Origin of the sequence: Pseudomonas sp. UM16 (assembly GCF_050312595.1) — a bacterium.
GTDB lineage: Bacteria > Pseudomonadota > Gammaproteobacteria > Pseudomonadales > Pseudomonadaceae > Aquipseudomonas.
This window is the reverse complement of the sequence record NZ_JBNPJT010000024.1, coordinates 34,545-53,742: the sequence shown is the minus strand read 5'-3', so window position 1 is coordinate 53,742 and position 19,198 is coordinate 34,545. Positions and strand designations below refer to the sequence as shown.

Genomic DNA, 19,198 nt, shown 5'->3' with positions numbered 1-19,198 from the left:
GGTCTTTTTTACATCACTGCGGAATCACTCCTGGTTAGCCAGTTTGTGTTCCAGATAGTGAATATTGACGCCACCTTTGCAGAAACCTTCATCACGCACCAGGTCGCGGTGCAGAGGGATGTTGGTCTTGATACCGTCGACGACGATTTCGTCCAGGGCATTGCGCATGCGTGCCATGGCTTCGTCACGGTCTTTGCCGTAGGTGATCAGCTTGCCGATCAGCGAGTCGTAGTTCGGTGGGACCGCATAGCCACTGTACAGGTGCGAGTCGACGCGAACGCCGTTGCCGCCTGGGGCGTGGAAGTGCTTGACGGTGCCAGGGCTGGGGATGAACTTCTTCGGATCTTCGGCGTTGATCCGGCACTCCAGGGAGTGGCCACGAATCACCACGTCATCCTGGGTGAACGACAACTTGTTGCCAGCGGCGATGCTGAGCATCTCCTTGACGATGTCGATACCGGTGACCATCTCCGAAACCGGGTGCTCCACCTGAACACGGGTGTTCATTTCGATGAAATAGAACGCACCATTTTCGTAGAGGAACTCGAAGGTGCCAGCGCCACGGTAGCCGATCTCGATGCAGGCATCGACGCAGCGTTTGAACACTTCCTGGCGAGCTTTTTCGTCAATGCCCGGAGCCGGTGCTTCTTCCAGTACTTTCTGGTGGCGGCGCTGCAGCGAGCAGTCGCGGTCACCCAGATGCACGGCATTACCCTGGCCGTCGGACAGTACCTGGACTTCCACGTGACGTGGGTTGGTCAGGAACTTCTCGAGGTAGACCATCGGGTTGCCGAATGCAGCACCCGCTTCGGTGCGGGTCAGCTTGGCCGAGGCGATCAGGTCCTCTTCCTTGTGCACCACGCGCATACCGCGACCACCACCGCCACCGGCGGCCTTGATGATCACCGGGTAGCCGACTTCACGGCCAATGCGCAGGGCTTCTTCTTCGTCTTCCGGCAGCGGACCGTCAGAGCCCGGTACGGTTGGAACGCCAGTTTTGATCATCGCGTCCTTGGCCGATACCTTGTCGCCCATCAGGCGAATGGTGTCGGCTTTCGGGCCGATGAAGGCAAAACCGGAGTTCTCGACCTGCTCGGCGAAGTCGGCGTTTTCCGCGAGGAAACCGTAGCCTGGGTGAATGGCGGTAGCCCCGGTCACTTCAGCCGCGGCAATGATCGCCGGGATGTGCAGGTAGGACTGGCTGGCCGAAGCCGGGCCGATGCAGACCGATTCGTCTGCCAGGCCCAGGTGCATCAGTTCGCGGTCAGCCGTGGAGTGTACGGCGACGGTCTTGATGCCCAGCTCTTTGCAGGCACGCAGGATCCGCAGGGCAATTTCCCCGCGGTTGGCAATCAGGACTTTTTCCAGCTTCGCAGACATCGTTGGCTCTCCGCGGTTCAAACGATGGTGAACAGCGGCTGGTCGAACTCAACCGGCTGACCGTCTTCGACCAGGATGGACTCGATCACACCGCTGGTTTCAGCTTCGATGTGGTTCATCATCTTCATGGCTTCAACGATGCACAGCGTGTCGCCTTTCTTCACGGTCTGGCCGACTTCAACGAAGGCTGGCGAGCTAGGCGAGGCTTTGCGGTAGAAGGTGCCGACCATTGGCGAACGGGCAACGGTGCCGTTCAGTTTTGGTGCGGCAGCTTCAGCTGGAGCGGCGGCAACAGGCGCAGCAGCGGGTGCAGCAACAGGAGCGGCGACTGGAGCCGGAGCGTAGTACTGCTGGGCTGGGGTCTTGCTGTGACGGCTGATCCGTACAGATTCTTCGCCCTCTTTGATCTCCAGCTCGTCGATGCCAGACTCTTCCAGCAGTTCGATCAGTTTCTTGACTTTACGGATATCCATTAATCATCAACTCCCAAGGTTCGGTCAGGGGCGTAAATATAAAAACGTGTTAGCAAACGTTTCTTGTGAGCCCCGGCCCGTAGGCCAGGTTCTCGTCATCAGGGCTTTGCGTTAGCAGCCAGGTGTTCCAGGGCAGACTCCAGGGCCAGGCGGTAGCCAGTGGCGCCCAGGCCGCAAATCACCCCTACTGCGACATCAGAGAAGTAGGAGTGATGGCGAAAAGGTTCGCGTTTGTGCACGTTGGACAAATGCACTTCGATGAATGGGATGCTCACTGCCAGCAATGCGTCACGTAATGCGACGCTGGTATGTGTGAAAGCCGCCGGATTGATCAGGATGAAGTCGACGCCTTCGCTGCGCGCAGCGTGGATGCGGTCGATCAATTCGTATTCGGCATTGCTTTGCAGGTACTGCAAATGATGGCCGGCGGCGCGGGCGCGCTGCTCCAGGCCCTGGTTGATCTGCGCCAGAGTGACGGCGCCATAGACGCCCGGTTCGCGGGTGCCGAGCAAGTTCAGGTTGGGGCCGTGCAGCACCAGTAGCGTTGCCATCTGTGAATCCTTTTTATCGTTAGGAATCGTTGCGCGGCGACTATGCCGTAAACCGGCGGGCACTGTCCAGTTACCCGCAATAGCCAGCACGATGACCGATAATCACGCTAAATATGTGACTAATTTATTAATTTCGGTCATCGATACTGGCTTTTCGGCGGCCAGAACAAGTTATAGACCCAGATCGGCACGAATGCGCGTCAGATGCTCGGCAAATTCGCCGGCGTTTGTCTCACCTACCACCCGAACGCTGGTTTTTTCGCTGCCGTTCGCGGCAAAGAACAACAGTGCCGGTGGGCCAAATAGTTGAAAGCGGTCGAGCAGGGCGCGCTGTTCGGCGGTGCTGTCGGTGATATCGAACCGCAGCAGCGTGTAGTCCTTGAGCTGAGGCAGCACCGCCGGGGCGTTGAGCACTTCATGTTCGATGACTTTGCAACTGATGCACCAGTCAGCGTACCAGTCCAGCAACACAGGCTTTCCGGCAGCCTTGGCAGCAGCCAGGGCGCTGTCCAGCGCTGCGGGGGTGGTGATGGTTTGCCAGGCACTGGCGCTTTGGGTCTGGTTGCTTGCGCTGCTGTTGGCAATGCTGGCCTGGGGTAGTGGGCGCAGCGGGTCGGTCTGCCCGCTCAGGGCGCCGTACCAGCAGGTCAAGGCATAGAACAGCAGGGCTAGGCCGAGCAACTGGGCCAAGCGCTGGCGGGTGGTTTTCATGGTGAACTCCAGTGCACCCAGGAACACCGCCACCCCGGCGGCCAATGCGCCGACCAGAAGCAATGTGATCTGCCCCGGCAGCACCCGGCTCAGCAAGCCGATGGCCAGGCCGAGCAACAGTACGCCAATGGCATTTTTCACCGTCACCAGCCATGGCCCGCTTTTCGGCAACCAGGCCGCGCCGCCGGTTGCCACCAGCAGTAGCGGGGCGCCCATGCCCAGGCCCAGCGCAAACAGTTTCAGCGCGCCGCCGATGGCATCGCCACTCGCGCTGATATACAGCAGTGCCCCGGCGAGCGGCGCCGATACGCAGGGCGATACCAACAAGCTGGAAAACACCCCGAGGATCGCCGCGCCAAGCAGCGAACCGCCTTTGGTCTGACCGACCAGGCGTTCCAGGCGTTGGCTGATGGCGTGTGGCAGTTTCAACTCGAACAGGCCGAACATCGCCAGGGCGAACAGTACGAAAAACAGTGAGAACGGCACCAGCACCCAAGCGGACTGCAAGCGTGCCTGCAGGTTCATGCCAGCGCCGAACAGGCCCATCAATGCGCCAAGGAGTGCGAAACAGGCGGCCATCGGCAGCACATAGGCCAGCGACAGACTGAAACCGCGCAGGCCGCCAACCTGGCCTCGCAAAACCACACCGGAGAGGATCGGCAGCATCGGCAGGACACAGGGGGTAAAGGTCAGGCCGACGCCGGCGAGGAAGAACAGCAGCAGTTCTTTCCAGGTCCAGGCTTTTACCATCGTCGGCGCGGCATCGGTTGGGGCAACGGCCTCGGTACCATCAATGCTCAGGCGGGCGGTTTCCGGTGGGTAGCACAGGCCTTTGTCGGCACAGCCTTGGTAGCCCACCAACAGGGTAAAGGCGCGCGAGTCGTTGGCAGGCCGTGGGATCTCTATGTCGAGAATGCCGTGGTAGACCTCGACGTCGCCGAAAAACTCGTCGTGCTTGGCTTCGCCGGGAGGGATCTGTGCTTTACCCAGCGCGATGTCGGCAGGCTCAGTGCGAAACTGGAAGCGATGGCGATACAGGTAATATCCATCGGTGGCGACGAAGCGTAGCTTGAGGGTTTGCGCGTCGCTTTGAATGAGGCTCAGCTTGAAGGCCTCGTGCACAGGCAGGAAGTCGCTACTGTTATTCAGCGAGGCAGCGCCGAGGGTGGCGCTGGGCCGGTTGTCGAGCAGGCCGGCGCCAACGGCGGGCAAGGCCAGAAGCAGAAACAGGAGGCAAAGCAGGCGGCGCATGGCGGTCTCGCAGTACAAAAGTGCCTGCATGATAACGGACTGGGGCGATATCTGCAGTTAGCGCAATAGGCGGCGATGGCGCAGATTACAGCCGGAAAGCCTGAACCGCAGTGTTCAACGCCCCGCCGAGCCTGAGCAACTGTTCACCCTGCTCACGCCCTTCACCAATGCGTTGCAGGTTGTCTTCGCCCAAGTCATGAATCCGCTCGCTGTGGTCACGAATCTCGCTCACTGCGCCACTTTGCTGCGCGGTGACGTCGGCAATTCTGACTGCGGTAGCTGAAATGGTCTGAATCGACGCGACGATCTCATCCAGGGCACCATCGGCCGCTTGCGCCTGATCGGCAGTGACTTGAGCATGCTCCAACTGGGCGCGCATGCCCTCTACAGACTCGCGTGCCGCTTGCTGCAGGCGGCCAATCAGGCTCTGAATTTCACCGGTAGCCCCGGTGGTGCGCTGGGCCAATGAACGCACTTCTTCGGCCACGACGGCAAAGCCGCGGCCCATTTCCCCGGCACGGGCAGCTTCAATCGCCGCGTTGAGAGCCAGTAGATTGGTCTGTTCGGCAATCGAGCGAATGACTGTAAGTACGCCACCGATGGTCGCCGACTCTTCAGCCAGTTGTTCAATCATCTGCGCATTATCTTGTACCTCATCGACCAAGGTGCGCAGGCCAGTCAGGCTCTGGCCGATGACAGCCTGGCCCTGTTCCACCGCCCGCCCGGCGTCGCGGCTGGCGTCAGCGGCCTGGCTGGCATCGCCCGCCACTTGCAGGATGGTCGCCTCCAGCTCGCCGAGGGCATCGCGGATTTGCGCTGTGTCACCGGCCTGGCGTTCAGCGCCCTGATGCAAGGCGCTGCTCATGCCAGCCAGGGCATGACTGCTACCCGCCACCTGTTCGGCATTGCTGCGGATGGTCCCGACCAGCTCCACCAAGTAGAGGCGCAGGCGGTTAAGGGAGTCCTGGATGTCGTGCATTTCACGGTTGCTTCTACCCAAGGCGATGTCCTGCGCGAAGTCGCCTTCGGCCCAGCGCGACAAGGCCGGCGCCAGGTTGGTCAGCACCCGTGCCAGACGCCCCTGGAGGGTATCGATGAGCAAGGCGATCAACAGGATCAGGCCAATCATCAGGCCCTGGATCAGGCGCACTTCGCCCTGGATTGTCGCATGCTGACTGCGCACCATCGGTTCAAGGGCGGTGATGGCCTGCTGTACGGCGGCAATCTGCTGATGGGTGCTGGCGGCCAGCTCGCTTCGGCGCTGAATCTGCTCACGGGTGCGCTGCAGTTCACTCGGGTAGCGTTTGAGCAAGCTGTTGAGCTCGCGCTTGAGGGCAATACCGCTGTCTTCGGCGTCGCCGCTGCTTTGCGTCTCCAGGCCCATCAGCGCGGCGAAATCGTCGGCGTTCGACTCGTGCGCAGCGCTGACACCGAGCAGTGGCAGCTGATCGAGCGCCTGGGCTTGGCTAACGATTTGCTCAAGCTCGCGCTGCACTTCATCGGCAAGTTCGCTGCGACCGCTGCTGACTAGCTTGTCGCGAGCGAGGGACAGGCGCGAGAGGTGCAGTGCCGCCCGAAACAGTGCGGGAGGATATCCACCGGCATCTCTGCTGGTGCTGCTCTGGGCATAGCTGGCCAGTTGATCAAGGCTGGCTCCCAACTCGCGTTCGGCCTGTAGTAGCAATGCCTGAGGGTCAGCGGCGAGCTTACCCGCCGCCAGTAGCTCATTACCGGTAAAGCGCTGCAGGTTGTCCAGGCTCGGGCGCACGCTTGCCGACAAGGGCTCGGGCAGTTGCTTGAGTTGTTCTTGCAGGTCTGCCGTTGCCTGCACGGCCGTCGCATGGCGCAACGCATCGCCACTGCTCAGGTAGTCCTCGATGTTACGTGCTGCCTGATTCTGGAATTGCTGCGACAGCGACAGATAGCGCTCCATGATTTGATAAGGGCGCTCCAGTGCCCGCTGCGACCACCACAGGGTCGCACCCAGGGCGATACAAACGGTTACCAGCAACAGGGTGTTGAAATTGGTGAGCAGTTTCAGGCGCATGTGCAGGGTCTACCAACGGCCGAATGGTAAGCCCCTGAAGTTATTGCGTTTTTGTGACCGGGTGATGACGAGGTCGGGCTTCAAATTAGAAAAAGTGGCACTTTGCCTTTATCTAGCCGACCCGCTGCACACGGTTGCGGCCTGCACCTTTGGCCTGATACAGCGCTTCATCGGCAGCAGTCGCCATGCTCAGCGCATCGAGCTCATCACCGAGTTGCACCACCCCGGCGCTGAACGTGCAGGACAGATCACGCGGTTGCGCAGGGTAGTGGATTTCGGCAAAGCGCCGGCGAATTTCGTCAAGAACCTTGTGCGCCGCTGACAAGTCGGTGTTGGGCATGACGATGGCGAACTCTTCACCGCCATAGCGGCCAATGAAGTCGGACTTGCGCAGGCGCTGTTTGAGAAACAACGCCAGGCTCTTGATCACCCGGTCGCCCATGGGGTGGCCATGGCTGTCATTGACCTTCTTGAAGTGATCGATGTCGAGCATGGCAAAGCTCAGTGGCTGTTCTTCGCGGCGGGCGCGGAAGCTGCAGTCTTCGAGCAGTTGCAGGATATGTGTGTGGTTGTACAGGCCGGTCAGGCTGTCGCGCACCATTCGCGCCTTGAGGTTACGCGCCCGTGCAGCCCGGTTGCGCACAGTGGTAATCAGGTGGCGCGAGCGGATCGGCTTGGTCAGAAAGTCATCGCCGCCTTCGCTCATGGCGTCGAGTTGCTTGTCCAGGTCGTCTTCGGCTGACAGGTAAATGATTGGCACGCTGACATAACGGTCATTGTGACGAATCACCTTGGCCAGCTCAGTACCGGTGCACTCGGGCATGTACATGTCGAGGATGATCAAGTCCGGCTGGAAGTCGGCAAGCTCAGCCATGGTGCGGATCGGATCAGTCAGGGTGCGGGTGACGATGCCGGCACTATTGAGCAAGCGCTCGGTGTGCATGGCCTGAGCCCGGGAGTCGTCGATGATCAGTACCTTGAAGGGTTCGTACTGAGTGACGCTGGTCAGCAGTTCGACTTTTTCCAACAGGCTGGAGGCTTCCAGGGTGCCGGTGAGAAACTCCTGGCCCCCGGCGCGCACTGCGGCCAGGCGTGTTGGCGTGTCGGTTTCATGCAGGCTGAAGAACAGCAACGGTACCCGCTGCTCCAAACCTTGCTGAGCATGGGCGGCCAGTTGCAAGCCGACACCGCTGCCGGTGAAGTCGACGTCCATGACGATCGCCGATGGCAAGCGTTCACTCATCGAGGCACGAAACGCATCGGCGCTGTACAAGGCTTGTACACCAAGGCCGAAGAACTCCAGTTGCTGAGCCAGACGCTCCGCCCGGTCGTGGTCCTGAAGCATGATGTAGACCGGTTTGCGCAACGGTGGCAACGGCACATGCTCAAGCTGGTCGCCCTGGCGCAGGCCGGTACGTGACAAACGCTGCATCAGCCGGTTGAGCTCGCTGATCAGGTGGCTGCTCAGGCGAGCACTATTGGCTTCGACGGCAGTAAGGGTCTGGCCGATGGCCTCGGCCAGCTCGCTGTGTTCCGGTTGTTCGAAGCGCTCAGCGTAGCGCTGCAGGCGCAGATTGGCCTCGCACAGTTCCCCCAGGTCGCCAGTCGACCACTCGCTGCGCTGCAGGCGCTGCCAGATCTCGAGAATCTGCCGAGCCTGGTGAATAACCCGCTGGGCAAAGTGTTGCTTGAGGCGCTCACGGTTGGGGTCTTCTGGCTCGGTCATGTCCTGACTACTTATATGGGGTGAGGCAGTTCGAGTGATGGCTCTATGCTAGCACCTCTTTTCCGGCAATCGAGTGTCTTGTATCAATTTACTGTACAAGTCTGTTTATTCAGTTGCCGACTCGATAGTCGCTTATGCGATCCGGCGCGCTTGATTTATAGTGCTGGGATACTTGCCCACCCCGGCAGGCGGCGCGCCGTGGAAAACCGCACAGCGCTGGCACGAAGCCCGGGGGTTGCGGTCGAACCCCTTGAACCGACGTGACAGAAAGGACAACGCCATGCTGGATTGGAAAAACCGTACAGGCAAAGCCGAGGCGCGCGAGCGTGTCGAGCCCCGCAGTGCCGCCACCCGCAGTTACTTTGGCGGATTGTTTTTCAGCCGCGCGCTGGGCACGCTGATCGGCCTGTACTTGTTGGTATGCATCGGCCTGGGCTGGTACTGGAGCGCTGAACCGGATCTGTTTCCGGTCCAGCAAAATGCCCAGGCGGCTGCGCAGAAGACCGGCCAGCAGATGGTTGTTGGCTACACCACGGTAGAGACCCTGAAAACCGTTGCTGGGACTTTGCTGCATAAGCCGGGCGGCTACATTTCCAACGACCGTTTCCCACCAGGCCTGTGGATGGACAATATGCCTAGCTGGGAATATGGCGTGCTGGTGCAGGTCCGCGACCTGAGCCGGGCACTGCGTAAAGACTTCGCCCGTTCGCAGTCGCAGTCTGCCGAAGACGCCGATCTGGCCAAGGCCGAGCCGCGCTTTAACTTCGACAACAAGAGTTGGATCCTGCCGTCGAGCGAATCGGAGTTCCAGGAAGGCATCAATTCCCTGACCCGCTACCAGAAGCGTCTGGCCTCGCCGGATCAGCAAGGCGCACTGTTCTATACCCGTGCCGACAACCTCAACAACTGGTTGGGCGACGTAGCCACCCGTCTGGGCTCGCTGTCTCAGCGGCTGTCGGCTAGCGTCGGTCGGGTCAAGCTCAACAGCAGCCTGAAGACCGAGACCGTGGTCGCCGGACAAGCGCCGCAACTGGATGAGGAAGTGGTTGAGACACCATGGCTGCAGATCGACAACGTCTTCTATGAAGCCCGTGGCCAGGCCTGGGCGCTGTCGCACCTGCTGCGTGCCATCGAAGTGGATTTCGCTGACGTTCTGGCAAAGAAGAACGCCACGGTCAGCGTGCGCCAGATCATTCGTGAACTGGAAGCCTCCCAAGAGCCGCTGTGGAGCCCAATGGTGCTCAATGGCAGCGGCTTCGGCATGTGGGCCAACCACTCGCTGGTCATGGCCAACTATATCTCCCGCGCCAACGCGGCAGTGATCGACCTGCGCCAGTTGCTGTCGCAAGGCTGATCGATGGCCATTTCCAAACAAGAGGCGGCGCACCGCGCTGCCTCCGACGCTGAACTGATCGCCTGGGTCGACGACAACGACCAGTTGCTGGGGGCCTTGCCTCGCGCTGAACTGCGTGACAAAGGCCTGATCGGGCGTGGTACCTACATTCTGCTGTTCAACTCGGCCGGTGAGCTGTGCGTGCATCGGCGCACCGAGAGCAAAGCGATTTATCCGGGTTACTGGGATGTCGCCGCGGGGGGCATGGTCCAGGCTGACGAAAGCTTTGCCGAGTCGGCCGCGCGCGAGCTGGAAGAAGAGCTTGGCGTCAGCGGCGTCGAGCTAACGGCCCACGAACGGTTCTTCTTCGATCAGCCCGGCAACCGGCTCTGGTGCGCGGTGTTTTCGGCGGTTTGGGACGGGCCGTTGCGCCTGCAGCCGGAGGAGGTCAGCGAAGCGCGCTTTCTGCCGCTTGAACAGGCCCTGGCCGACAGCCGGCAACAACCGTATTGCCCCGATTCGCTGGCCGCTTTGCAGCGTTATATCGACCGTCGGGCCTGACGTCGCGAATCGCATGGAAAATGGCGCAGTTTTGTACTTAGCATCTGCGGGATTTATCGTTACACTGCGCGGCCTTTCAAGGCTGTCGTACCCTGGTGCGACAGTTGCGCTGCCCCTGCCAGAGTGGGGCTTCGCGGTCGGTACCCTGCCTGGGGCGCCGACCAGTTTTTGTCCTCACCGTTCGAGGATCAAAAGTGGCCAAAAAAGCCGCATCATTCGCCGCCCTGGGTGGCCTGGTGTTCTCCACTGATGCAGGTCGGCATTGTCCGGACTGCAGCAAGCCCATAGATGCCTGCATCTGTAAACAAACGCTCATCCCCGAAGGCGATGGCATTGCTCGCGTGCGCCGCGAAAGCAAAGGCCGTGGCGGCAAGACGGTGACGACCATCAGCGGTATACCGCTGCCCCTGGAACAGCTCAAGGACCTGGCCAGCACGCTCAAGCGTCGCTGCGGTACCGGCGGCGCGTTGAAAGACGGGGTCATCGAAATCCAGGGCGATCACGTCGAGCTAATGTTGGCAGAGCTGATCAAACAAGGCTTCAAAGCGAAAAAGTCCGGCGGCTGAAGACCGTATCGCGATTTTTTGCAGTTCGCTTTCTAAACTCGTTCCCGTAGGAAGGGTCTATCCCTGAACACGGAAAATCGTCATTTCCAGGTTTTACACTGCGCCCGCCACCTGCTGGCCGGTGTTATTCGACTTTTTATATAGGGGACTTCAATGTCCGTACGACGCACACGCAAAGACGATGGCAGCCAATGGACAGTTGCGGACAGCCGTAGTGTTTACGGGATTCGCCATTGGGGGGCCGGTTACTTCGCAATCAACGAGGCCGGCCGCGTCGAAGTTCGCCCTAATGGGCCTGGCAGCGCGCCGATTGATCTGTACGAACAGGTCGACGAGCTGCGCAAGAGCGGCCTGTCGCTGCCGTTGCTGGTGCGTTTCCCCGATATCCTGCAAGACCGCGTGCGCCAGCTGACCGGTGCCTTCGATGCCAACATCGCGCGCCTGGAGTATCAGAGCCAGTACACCGCGCTGTACCCGATCAAGGTTAACCAGCAAGAAGCGGTGGTGGAGAACATCATCGCCACCCAGAACGTCTCCATTGGCCTTGAAGCCGGTTCCAAGCCTGAGTTGCTGGCTGTTCTGGCGCTGGCACCCAAAGGCGGCACGATTGTCTGCAACGGTTACAAGGACCGTGAGTTCATTCGTTTGGCGCTGATGGGCCAGAAACTTGGTCACAACGTGTTCATCGTCATCGAGAAAGAGTCGGAAGTGGCCTTGGTGATCGAAGAGGCGGCCGAGCTCAAGGTCAAACCGCAGGTTGGTCTGCGCGTACGTCTGTCGTCGCTGGCGTCGAGCAAGTGGGCTGATACCGGTGGCGAGAAGTCCAAGTTTGGCTTGTCGGCTGCGCAGTTGATCTCGGTGGTTCAGCGTTTCCGTGACGCCGGTCTGGACCAGGGCATCCGTCTGCTGCACTTCCACATGGGTTCGCAGATCGCCAACCTGGCTGACTACCAGCACGGTTTCAAAGAAGCGATTCGCTACTACGGCGAACTGCGCGCCTTGAACCTGCCGGTCGATCACATCGACGTCGGCGGTGGCCTGGGTGTCGACTACGACGGTACCCACTCGCGCAATGCCAGCTCGATCAACTACGACATGGACGACTACGCCGGTGTTGTGGTCGGTATGCTCAAAGAGTTCTGCGATGCTCAGGGCTTGCCGCATCCGCACATCTTCTCCGAGAGCGGCCGCTCGCTGACTGCTCACCACGCCATGCTGGTGGTGCAGGTTACCGACGTCGAGAAGCACAACGACGAAGTGCCGGTAATCGAGAACAAGGAAAGCCTGCCCGAGACCGTACAGTGGCTGGCTGACCTGCTCGGCCCGACCGATATCGAGATGGTCACCGAGACCTACTGGCGTGCGACTCACTACATGAGTGACGTGGCGGCGCAGTACGCTGATGGCAAGATCACCCTGGCCGAGAAAGCCCTGGCCGAGCAGTGCTACTTCGCCGTCTGCCGACGCCTGCACAACTCGCTCAAGGCCCGTCAGCGTTCGCATCGCCAAGTGCTCGATGAGCTCAACGACAAGCTTGCCGACAAGTACATCTGCAACTTCTCGGTGTTCCAGAGCCTGCCAGACACTTGGGCCATCGGCCAGGTCTTGCCGATTCTGCCGTTGCATCGCCTGGACGAAGAGCCGATGCGCCGCGCGGTATTGCAGGATCTTACCTGCGACTCCGACGGCAAGATCAACCAGTACGTCGACGAGCAGAGCATTGAAACCAGCTTGCCGGTGCACGGGATCAATGAGGGTGAGGACTACTTGCTGGGGATATTCCTGGTCGGTGCCTACCAGGAGATTCTCGGTGACATGCACAACCTGTTCGGTGATACCGACTCGGTGAACATCTACCAGAACCCGAACGGTAGCGTGTACCACGCCGGTATCGAGACCCACGACACCATCGAAGACATGCTGCGTTATGTGCACCTGTCGCCGGAGGAGTTGATGACTCACTACCGCGACAAGTGCGCCAGTGCCAAGATCACTGCCCGTGAGAAGACCCAGTTCCTTGATGCGTTGCGTCTGGGCCTGACCCGCTCTTCGTACCTGTCGAGCTGATCAGGGCCCATCGCCGGCCTTGCCGGCGATGGGCTGCAGAGCAGCCCTCGAATCTACCGGGAAAACCACCCATCCCGCCGCTGCAACCGCCAGCCTATCACCCCCAGCGTCACCCCCCGCAAGGCCATGAACAGCAAAAAGCCCAACCACAAACCGTGGTTGCCCAGGTCCCTGGCAACATAAGCGACCGGCAGAGCAATAACGACGCTGAGCAGCATGCCATTGCGCATCTCCCGTGCCCGCGTGGCGCCGATGAACAGTCCATCCAGCAAGTAACTCCACACCGCGATCAGCGGCAGCAGGGCCAGGTACGGCAGGTACTGGTAGGCGGTTTCGCGCACGCTGGCGATGTCGGTCTGCATATTGATGAACAGATGCCCGCCAAATAGAAACAGTACGGCAAAGCCACTACTGGCCAGTAGCGACCAACCACAGGCGACCGTCAACGAGCGGCGCAGAGCCTGGCGATCACCCGCGCCAATGGCGTGGCCGCACAAGGCTTCGACCGCATGGGCGAGACCATCGAGGGCGTAAGCCGTCAGCAGCAGGCCATTGAGCAGTAGGGCATTAGCAGCCACCGTGGCCTCGCCCAAACGCGCTCCCTGCACGGTGATCAGGAAGAACACCGCTTGCAACGCCAGGCTACGAATGAAGATATCGCGGTTGACCGCCAGCAATGGCCGCCAGCTGTGCCAGCGTGCCAGCAGCGCCCAGGCGATCTTGCCCGGGTAGGCGCGTAGCGCCGGGCGGGTGAGGGCCAAGCCGAGCAAGGCGGCGCTCCATTCGGCAATGACCGATGCCCGTGCCGAACCGATTACGCCCCAATCCAGGCCCAGCACGAACCACAGGTTCAAGGCGATGTTGAGCAGGTTGGTGGTCAACAGAATCGCCAGCGGCGCCTTGGCGTTCTGGGTGCCGAGGAACCAGCCAACCAAAGCGAAACTGGCGAGCGCTGCCGGTAGGCCGAGCAAGCGGGTCTGGAAAAAGTCGTGGGTCGATTGCTCCAGCGCCGCCGATGGCTGCATCCATTGCAAGGCCAGGTGACTGAAGGGTAGGGCCAACACGCCCAGCAACAGCGCAAACAACAGCGCTAGCAACAAGCCTTGCACCAGCACCTGACGCAACGCCGCGCCATCGGCACGCCCAGCAGCTTGGGCGGCAAAGCCGGTGGAGCCCATGCGCAAAAAGCCCATTACCCAAGCCAGAAAGGTGTACAGGCTGGCACCGACGGCGACCGCGCCAAGCTGGTGAGCATGGGGCAGATGGCCAATTACGGCACTATCGACCAGCGCCACCATGGGCACGGAAATATTCGAGAGAATCATCGGCGCAGCCAGTGCCCAGACCTTGCGGTGGGTGGGGCGGTCGCGCCAGTCGGTGAGCAATTGGGACATGTCGGCTCCAGGCAAGCCGCACATTGTAGCCGCTACCGGCAACAAATCCTGTAACTGTGGAGGGAAGCGCAGATGCCGCAGCCCGGTCGCTGCGCGGTTGATATATAGTTCACCCTTCAGAACCTGCTGCCAAAGAGTTACTTACATGCTCAACAAAGGATTGTTGCTGGCCTGCGCGCTGGCCTTGCTCAGTGCCTGCGACTCGTCTGCCCCGGATAAGCCCGCCACGCCGCCGGCCCAGGCACCCGCCCAGAGTCAACCTCAGGTGCAAGAGACCGCCACCGCAGCAAAACCGGTCGAGGACGCCGCGACCCTGGCCAAGCGCTACGCTGGCCGCGAGCTTAGTGTGGTGGACGTCTCTGAAGTTCAGGTCGATGGGGCCAGTGCCTTGTCCCTGAGTTTTTCCGTGCCACTGGATGCGCAGCAGAACTTTGCTGACCGGGTGCACTTGGTCGATACCGTCAAAGGTAAGGTCGATGGGGCTTGGGAGCTCTCCGACAACGGTATGGAACTACGCCTGCGGCACCTGGAGCCGCAACGCAAGTTGGTACTGACCATTGATGCCGGCCTGCAGGCGGTCAACGGCAAACGCCTGGCCGCTGAGTCGGTTAGCCGTCTGGAAACCCGTGACATGCAGGCCACCATCGGCTTTGCCAGCCGTGGTTCGCTGCTGCCGACGCGTCTGGCCGAAGGCTTGCCTGTGATTGCGTTGAACGTCAATAAGGTCGATGTCGAGTTCTTCCGCATCAAGCCCGAGTCGCTGTCGCCGTTCCTTAGCGCCTGGGGTCGTAACAGCAGCCTGTACTACTACCAGTCGAAAGAAACCCTGGACATGGCCGATCTGGTCTACAGCGGCCGTTTCGACCTCAACCCGGCGCGCAACACTCGCGAAACCGTGTTGCTGCCAATTGCCGGGATCAAACAGCTGCAGGAGCCTGGTGTGTACCTGGCGGTCATGCGCGCCTCGGGCACCTACGACTATTCGCAGCCAGCGACGCTGTTCACCCTCAGTGACATTGGTGTGTCGGCGCACCGTTTCCATAACCGTATGGACGTGTTCACCCAGGGACTGGAGGGCGGCAAGGCACTGAGCGGCGTCGATCTTGAACTGCTCGACGCAGAAGGCCGGGTGCTGGCGCAGGGCAAGACCGACAGCGATGGTCATGCCCAGCTGCCGACGCCGCCCAAGGCTGAGACCCTGCTGGCTAAACAGGGCGTGCACACCACCATGCTGCGCCTGAACAGTGCCGCGCTGGACCTGGCAGAGTTCGCAATCACCGGACCCCAGGCCAACCCCCTGCAGTTTTTCGTATTCGGCCCACGTGACCTGTACCGCCCCGGCGAGACGGTGCTGCTCAATGGCCTGCTGCGTGATCAGGACGGTCGCCCGCTCAAACCCCAGCCGGTGACAGTGGAAGTGCGTCGGCCCGATGAACAGGTCAGCCGCAAGTTTGTCTGGGAGCCAGGCAGCAACGGCCTCTATCAGTACCAACTGCAACTGGCGAGCGAAGCCCCGACCGGCCGTTGGCAATTGCTGTTCGACCTGGGTGGCGGCAAGAAGCAGGTTTATGAATTTCTCGTCGAAGACTTCCTGCCTGAGCGTCTGGCCCTGGAGCTTAAAGGCAGCGATGTACCGCTCAGTCCTGAACAGAATGTTGAAATCGACGTCAATGGTCGCTACCTGTATGGCGCCCCGGCGTCGGGCAACCGTCTGAGCGGTCAGGCCTATGTACGCCCATTGCGCGAAGCGGTACCGGCGTTGCCGGGTTATCAGTTCGGCTCGATCACTGAGCAGGAATTGAGTCAGGACCTGGAGCTCGATGAAGTCAATCTGGACGCCAACGGCAACACCGTTATCAGCATTGAAAGCAAATGGTCTGAAGCCCGTTCGCCGCTGCAACTGACGGTGCAGGCCAGTCTGCAGGAGTCCGGTGGCCGGCCGATTACCCGGCGTTTGGAGCAGCCGATCTGGCCTGCTGAACGCCTGCCGGGATTGCGTGGCTTGTTTGACGGTGAAGAAACCGACAGTGATGCACCGGTGGAGTTTGAAGTGCTGGTCGCCGACCGCGATGGCAACAAACTGGGGGTCAACAACCTCAAGGTGCGCCTGATTCGCGAGCGCCGCGACTACTACTGGAACTACTCGCAGAGTGACGGCTGGAGCTACAACTTCAACGAGAAGTTCCTGACCCAGAGTGAAGAAACGGTCAACATCAAAGCCGGCTCCACTGCGCGCCTGAACTTCCAGGTTGAATGGGGCCCGTATCGCGTTGAAGTCGAAGACCCGGCCACTGGCTTGGTTTCAAGCGAGCGCTTCTGGGCCGGCTACCGTGCCCAGGACAACGCCGACGGCGGCGCGGTACGTCCGGATCAGGTCAAGTTGGCCCTGGACAAGCCGTCTTACGCCGATGGCGCCACGGCTAATGTCACCGTCACACCACCTGCAGCCGGTACCGGCTACTTGATGGTCGAGTCCAGTGACGGACCGCTGTGGTGGCAAGAGATCGACGTACCGGCCGAAGGCAAGACCTTCGAGATCAAGCTCGACCGCAAATGGGCTCGTCATGATTTGTACGTTAGCGCCCTGGTGATTCGCCCGGGCGAGCGCAAGGTCAACGCCACGCCCAAGCGTGCAGTTGGCATCCTGCACTTACCGCTGGACCGTGCCGAGCGTAAGCTGGCGGTGACGCTCAATGCACCGGAAAAGATGCGCCCCAAGCAGCCGTTGAAGGTTAAAGTCCAGGCGCGCAATGCTGACGGCAGTGTGCCCAAGCAGGTGCATGTGCTACTGGCGGCGGTGGACGTAGGTATCCTCAATATCACCGATTACCCGACCCCAGACCCGTTCACCGGCCTGTTCGGGCGTAAAGCCTACGGCGCCGACCAACTGGACATCTACGGCCAGTTGATCGAAGCCGGCCAGGGCCGTCTGGCCAGTCTGGCCTTCGGTGGTGACGCCGCGATGGCCAAGGGCGGCAAGCGACCCAATACCAGTGTCACCATCGTCGCGCAGCAGAGTGCACCGGTGACGTTGAACGAGAACGGTGAAGGTGAGCTCAGTGTCGATATTCCTGACTTCAACGGTGAGTTGCGGTTGATGGCGCAAGCCTGGACCGAAGAGCGCTACGGTATGGCTGAAGCCAAGACAGTGGTTGCTGCGCCACTGATTGCCGAGTTGTCAGCACCGCGCTTCCTTGCCGGAGGCGACACCACCACCCTGGCGCTGGATCTGTCGAACCTGTCGGGGCAGGCGCAAAAGCTGACGGTGCGCCTGAGTACTGAAGGCCAGTTGAATTTGATGCGCGCTGGCGAGCAAACCATAGACCTGACCCAAGGCAAGCGGGTCACCTTGAAACTGCCGGTGCAGGCCACTGGTGGGTTGGGCCAAGGCAAGGTCAAAGTGGACGTGCTGGGCCTGCAACTGCCGGGTGAGAAGGCCACAGCCTTCAGCCGCGAGTGGACCCTGGGCATCCGCCCAGCGTATCCGGCCATGCTCAAACACTACCGGGTGGCGCTCAGCGATCAACCCTGGAGCTTGCCCGAGGCTGACCTGGCCGCATTCGAACCGGCGGGCCTGGAGGCAATGCTGGCTTTGTCCAGCCGCCCACCGCTGAACCTGGCCGAGCAGATCCGTGCTCTGGAAGCCTACCCCTATGGTTGCCTGGAGCAGACCACCAGTGGTCTGTACCCATCGCTGTATGCCGATGCTGCAACACTCAAACGTCTTGGCATCACTGGCGAGCCGGCCGATGTGCGCAAGCGCAAGATCGAGATGGGCATCGAACACCTGCTGGGAATGCAGCGTTACAACGGCAGCTTCGGCCTGTGGAGTTCCGATAGCGAGGAAGAGTATTGGCTGACCGCCTATGTCACCGACTTCCTGTTGCGGGCGCGTGAGCAGGGCTATGCGGTGCCTGCCGATGCCTTGAAGAAGGCCAGCGAGCGCCTGCTGCGTTATCTGCAGGAGCGCAACCTGATCGAGGTTAACTACAGCGACAACGCCGAGCATAGCCGCTTTGCCGTGCAGGCCTATGCCGCACTGGTACTTGCTCGAACCCAGCAGGCGCCGTTGGGCGCACTGCGCAGCCTGTTCGAGCGGCGCAGCGACGCGCGCTCCGGCTTGCCGTTGGTGCAATTGGCCATCGCCCTGGAAAAAATGGGCGACAAACCACGTGCCCAGCAAGCCTTGCAGGCCGGCCTGGCGGTTGCTCGTGATGCTAAAGGCTGGCTCGGAGACTACGGCAGCCCGGTGCGTGACCAGGCATTGATTCTGGCCCTGCTCGAAGAAAACAACCTGGCCAGCAACACCCTGGATCAACGCCTGTTTGAACTTTCCGATCAGGTCGCGGCCAATCAATGGCTATCGACCCAGGAGCGTAACGCCCTGTTCCTCGCTGGCCGTGGCCTGCTCAGCAGACCTGAAGGCAAGTGGTCGGCGCGTCTGGACAGCGCCGGCGAGCTGCGAGACCTGGATAGCGCACACTCGGGGCTCAAGCTTGAAGGGCCACTGCTGTCTTCGCCGCTGACGGTACAGAATCAGGGCAGTGAGACGCTCTACCAGCAATTGACTCTGTCCGGTTATCCGCGTCAGGCGCCGGCGGCGATTAACGTCGGCATGAGCATTCGTCGCGAGTACCTCGGCATGAACGGTCAGCCTCTGGATATTCGGGCGCTCAAGAGTGGTGACCTGGTGCTGGTGCACCTGGCGTTGACCGCTACGACGCGGGTGCCGGATGCGCTGGTAGTTGACTTGCTGCCTGCTGGCCTTGAGTTGGAAAACCAGAACCTGGCGCAAAGCGCAGCCAGCCTGGAGAACGCCAGCAGCGCAGTGAAACAGTGGCGTGAATCGATGCAGAACGCCAACTTGGTGCATCAGGAGTTTCGTGATGATCGTTATGTCGCGGCGTTGCCGGTCAACAGCTACGGCACCACTCACTTGCTGTACCTGGCGCGTGCCGTGACACCTGGTACCTATCGAGTGCCGCCGCCACAGGTAGAGTCGATGTACCGGCCGAACATGCAGTCGGTGGGTGAGTCTGCCGGTGATATGGTGGTGAGGGGCCGCTGAGCGCGGGGTGCAGTTTTATTGTACGAGCCGGCCTGGCCGGCTCCTACAGCGTTTTAAGGCTGCAGTATCG

General features: G+C 60.8%; 12 protein-coding genes. 5 read left to right on the top strand and 7 right to left on the bottom strand.

What is annotated here, in order from left to right; genetic code table 11:
* Nucleotides 1–24: 24 nt before the first annotated feature.
* From accC to ACQRAX_RS23050, 6 genes are all read right to left on the bottom strand, one after another.
* Nucleotides 25–1,380 carry an acetyl-CoA carboxylase biotin carboxylase subunit gene (gene accC, locus ACQRAX_RS23075; RefSeq protein WP_400172394.1) on the bottom strand — a complete coding sequence of 452 codons (1,356 nt, stop codon included), beginning with the start codon at nucleotides 1,378–1,380 and terminating at the stop codon, nucleotides 25–27.
* A gap of 17 nt (nucleotides 1,381–1,397) precedes the next feature.
* Complete coding sequence (gene accB, locus ACQRAX_RS23070) at nucleotides 1,398–1,853, bottom strand: acetyl-CoA carboxylase biotin carboxyl carrier protein (RefSeq protein ID WP_412041421.1); 456 nt, start codon at nucleotides 1,851–1,853, stop codon at nucleotides 1,398–1,400.
* Nucleotides 1,854–1,951: 98 nt separating this feature from the next.
* On the bottom strand, nucleotides 1,952–2,404 hold the full coding sequence (gene aroQ / locus ACQRAX_RS23065) for a type II 3-dehydroquinate dehydratase (RefSeq protein ID WP_412041420.1): 453 nt from the start codon (nucleotides 2,402–2,404) through the stop codon (nucleotides 1,952–1,954).
* Nucleotides 2,405–2,575: 171 nt separating this feature from the next.
* Nucleotides 2,576–4,366, bottom strand: coding sequence for a protein-disulfide reductase DsbD (locus ACQRAX_RS23060; protein ID WP_412041419.1), 1,791 nt, complete (start codon nucleotides 4,364–4,366; stop codon nucleotides 2,576–2,578).
* A gap of 85 nt (nucleotides 4,367–4,451) precedes the next feature.
* On the bottom strand, nucleotides 4,452–6,299 hold the full coding sequence (locus ACQRAX_RS23055; protein ID WP_412041431.1) for a methyl-accepting chemotaxis protein: 1,848 nt from the start codon (nucleotides 6,297–6,299) through the stop codon (nucleotides 4,452–4,454).
* Between the two features lie 226 nt (nucleotides 6,300–6,525).
* Complete coding sequence (locus ACQRAX_RS23050; protein ID WP_412041418.1) at nucleotides 6,526–8,139, bottom strand: diguanylate cyclase; 1,614 nt, start codon at nucleotides 8,137–8,139, stop codon at nucleotides 6,526–6,528.
* 280 nt (nucleotides 8,140–8,419) lie between these two features.
* On the opposite strand from ACQRAX_RS23050, the gene ACQRAX_RS23045 reads away from it, so the two are divergent.
* From ACQRAX_RS23045 to speA, 4 genes are all read left to right on the top strand, one after another.
* Nucleotides 8,420–9,493: a DUF2333 family protein gene (locus ACQRAX_RS23045; RefSeq protein WP_412041417.1), complete on the top strand. Its 1,074-nt coding sequence runs from the start codon at nucleotides 8,420–8,422 to the stop codon at nucleotides 9,491–9,493.
* 3 nt (nucleotides 9,494–9,496) lie between these two features.
* Nucleotides 9,497–10,033 carry an NUDIX hydrolase gene (locus tag ACQRAX_RS23040; protein WP_412041416.1) on the top strand — a complete coding sequence of 179 codons (537 nt, stop codon included), beginning with the start codon at nucleotides 9,497–9,499 and terminating at the stop codon, nucleotides 10,031–10,033.
* A 194-nt stretch (nucleotides 10,034–10,227) separates the two neighbouring features.
* Complete coding sequence (locus tag ACQRAX_RS23035; RefSeq protein ID WP_412041415.1) at nucleotides 10,228–10,599, top strand: translation initiation factor Sui1; 372 nt, start codon at nucleotides 10,228–10,230, stop codon at nucleotides 10,597–10,599.
* A gap of 153 nt (nucleotides 10,600–10,752) precedes the next feature.
* Nucleotides 10,753–12,666, top strand: coding sequence for an arginine decarboxylase (speA, locus tag ACQRAX_RS23030; RefSeq protein ID WP_045182317.1), 1,914 nt, complete (start codon nucleotides 10,753–10,755; stop codon nucleotides 12,664–12,666).
* Between the two features lie 53 nt (nucleotides 12,667–12,719).
* On the opposite strand, the gene ACQRAX_RS23025 is transcribed toward speA, so the two are convergent.
* Nucleotides 12,720–14,060: an MATE family efflux transporter gene (locus ACQRAX_RS23025; RefSeq protein ID WP_412041414.1), complete on the bottom strand. Its 1,341-nt coding sequence runs from the start codon at nucleotides 14,058–14,060 to the stop codon at nucleotides 12,720–12,722.
* 145 nt (nucleotides 14,061–14,205) lie between these two features.
* Between ACQRAX_RS23025 and ACQRAX_RS23020 the strand changes: the two genes are divergently transcribed.
* Nucleotides 14,206–19,128, top strand: a complete 4,923-nt coding sequence (locus ACQRAX_RS23020) for an alpha-2-macroglobulin family protein (protein WP_412041413.1) — start codon at nucleotides 14,206–14,208, stop codon at nucleotides 19,126–19,128.
* The last annotated feature ends 70 nt before the right edge of the window (nucleotides 19,129–19,198 follow it).

Excerpts from the sequence above, each read along its gene's own strand:
- accC (WP_400172394.1), bottom strand. The coding sequence starts at position 1,380 with ATGTCTGCGAAGCTGGAAAAAGTCCTGATTGCCAACCGCGGGGAAATT.
- accB (WP_412041421.1), bottom strand. The coding sequence starts at position 1,853 with ATGGATATCCGTAAAGTCAAGAAACTGATCGAACTGCTGGAAGAGTCT.
- aroQ (WP_412041420.1), bottom strand. The coding sequence starts at position 2,404 with ATGGCAACGCTACTGGTGCTGCACGGCCCCAACCTGAACTTGCTCGGC.
- ACQRAX_RS23060 (WP_412041419.1), bottom strand. The coding sequence starts at position 4,366 with ATGCGCCGCCTGCTTTGCCTCCTGTTTCTGCTTCTGGCCTTGCCCGCC.
- ACQRAX_RS23055 (WP_412041431.1), bottom strand. The coding sequence starts at position 6,299 with ATGGAGCGCTATCTGTCGCTGTCGCAGCAATTCCAGAATCAGGCAGCA.
- ACQRAX_RS23050 (WP_412041418.1), bottom strand. The coding sequence starts at position 8,139 with ATGACCGAGCCAGAAGACCCCAACCGTGAGCGCCTCAAGCAACACTTT.
- ACQRAX_RS23045 (WP_412041417.1), top strand. The coding sequence starts at position 8,420 with ATGCTGGATTGGAAAAACCGTACAGGCAAAGCCGAGGCGCGCGAGCGT.
- ACQRAX_RS23040 (WP_412041416.1), top strand. The coding sequence starts at position 9,497 with ATGGCCATTTCCAAACAAGAGGCGGCGCACCGCGCTGCCTCCGACGCT.
- speA (WP_045182317.1), top strand. The coding sequence starts at position 10,753 with ATGTCCGTACGACGCACACGCAAAGACGATGGCAGCCAATGGACAGTT.
- ACQRAX_RS23025 (WP_412041414.1), bottom strand. The coding sequence starts at position 14,060 with ATGTCCCAATTGCTCACCGACTGGCGCGACCGCCCCACCCACCGCAAG.
- ACQRAX_RS23020 (WP_412041413.1), top strand. The coding sequence starts at position 14,206 with ATGCTCAACAAAGGATTGTTGCTGGCCTGCGCGCTGGCCTTGCTCAGT.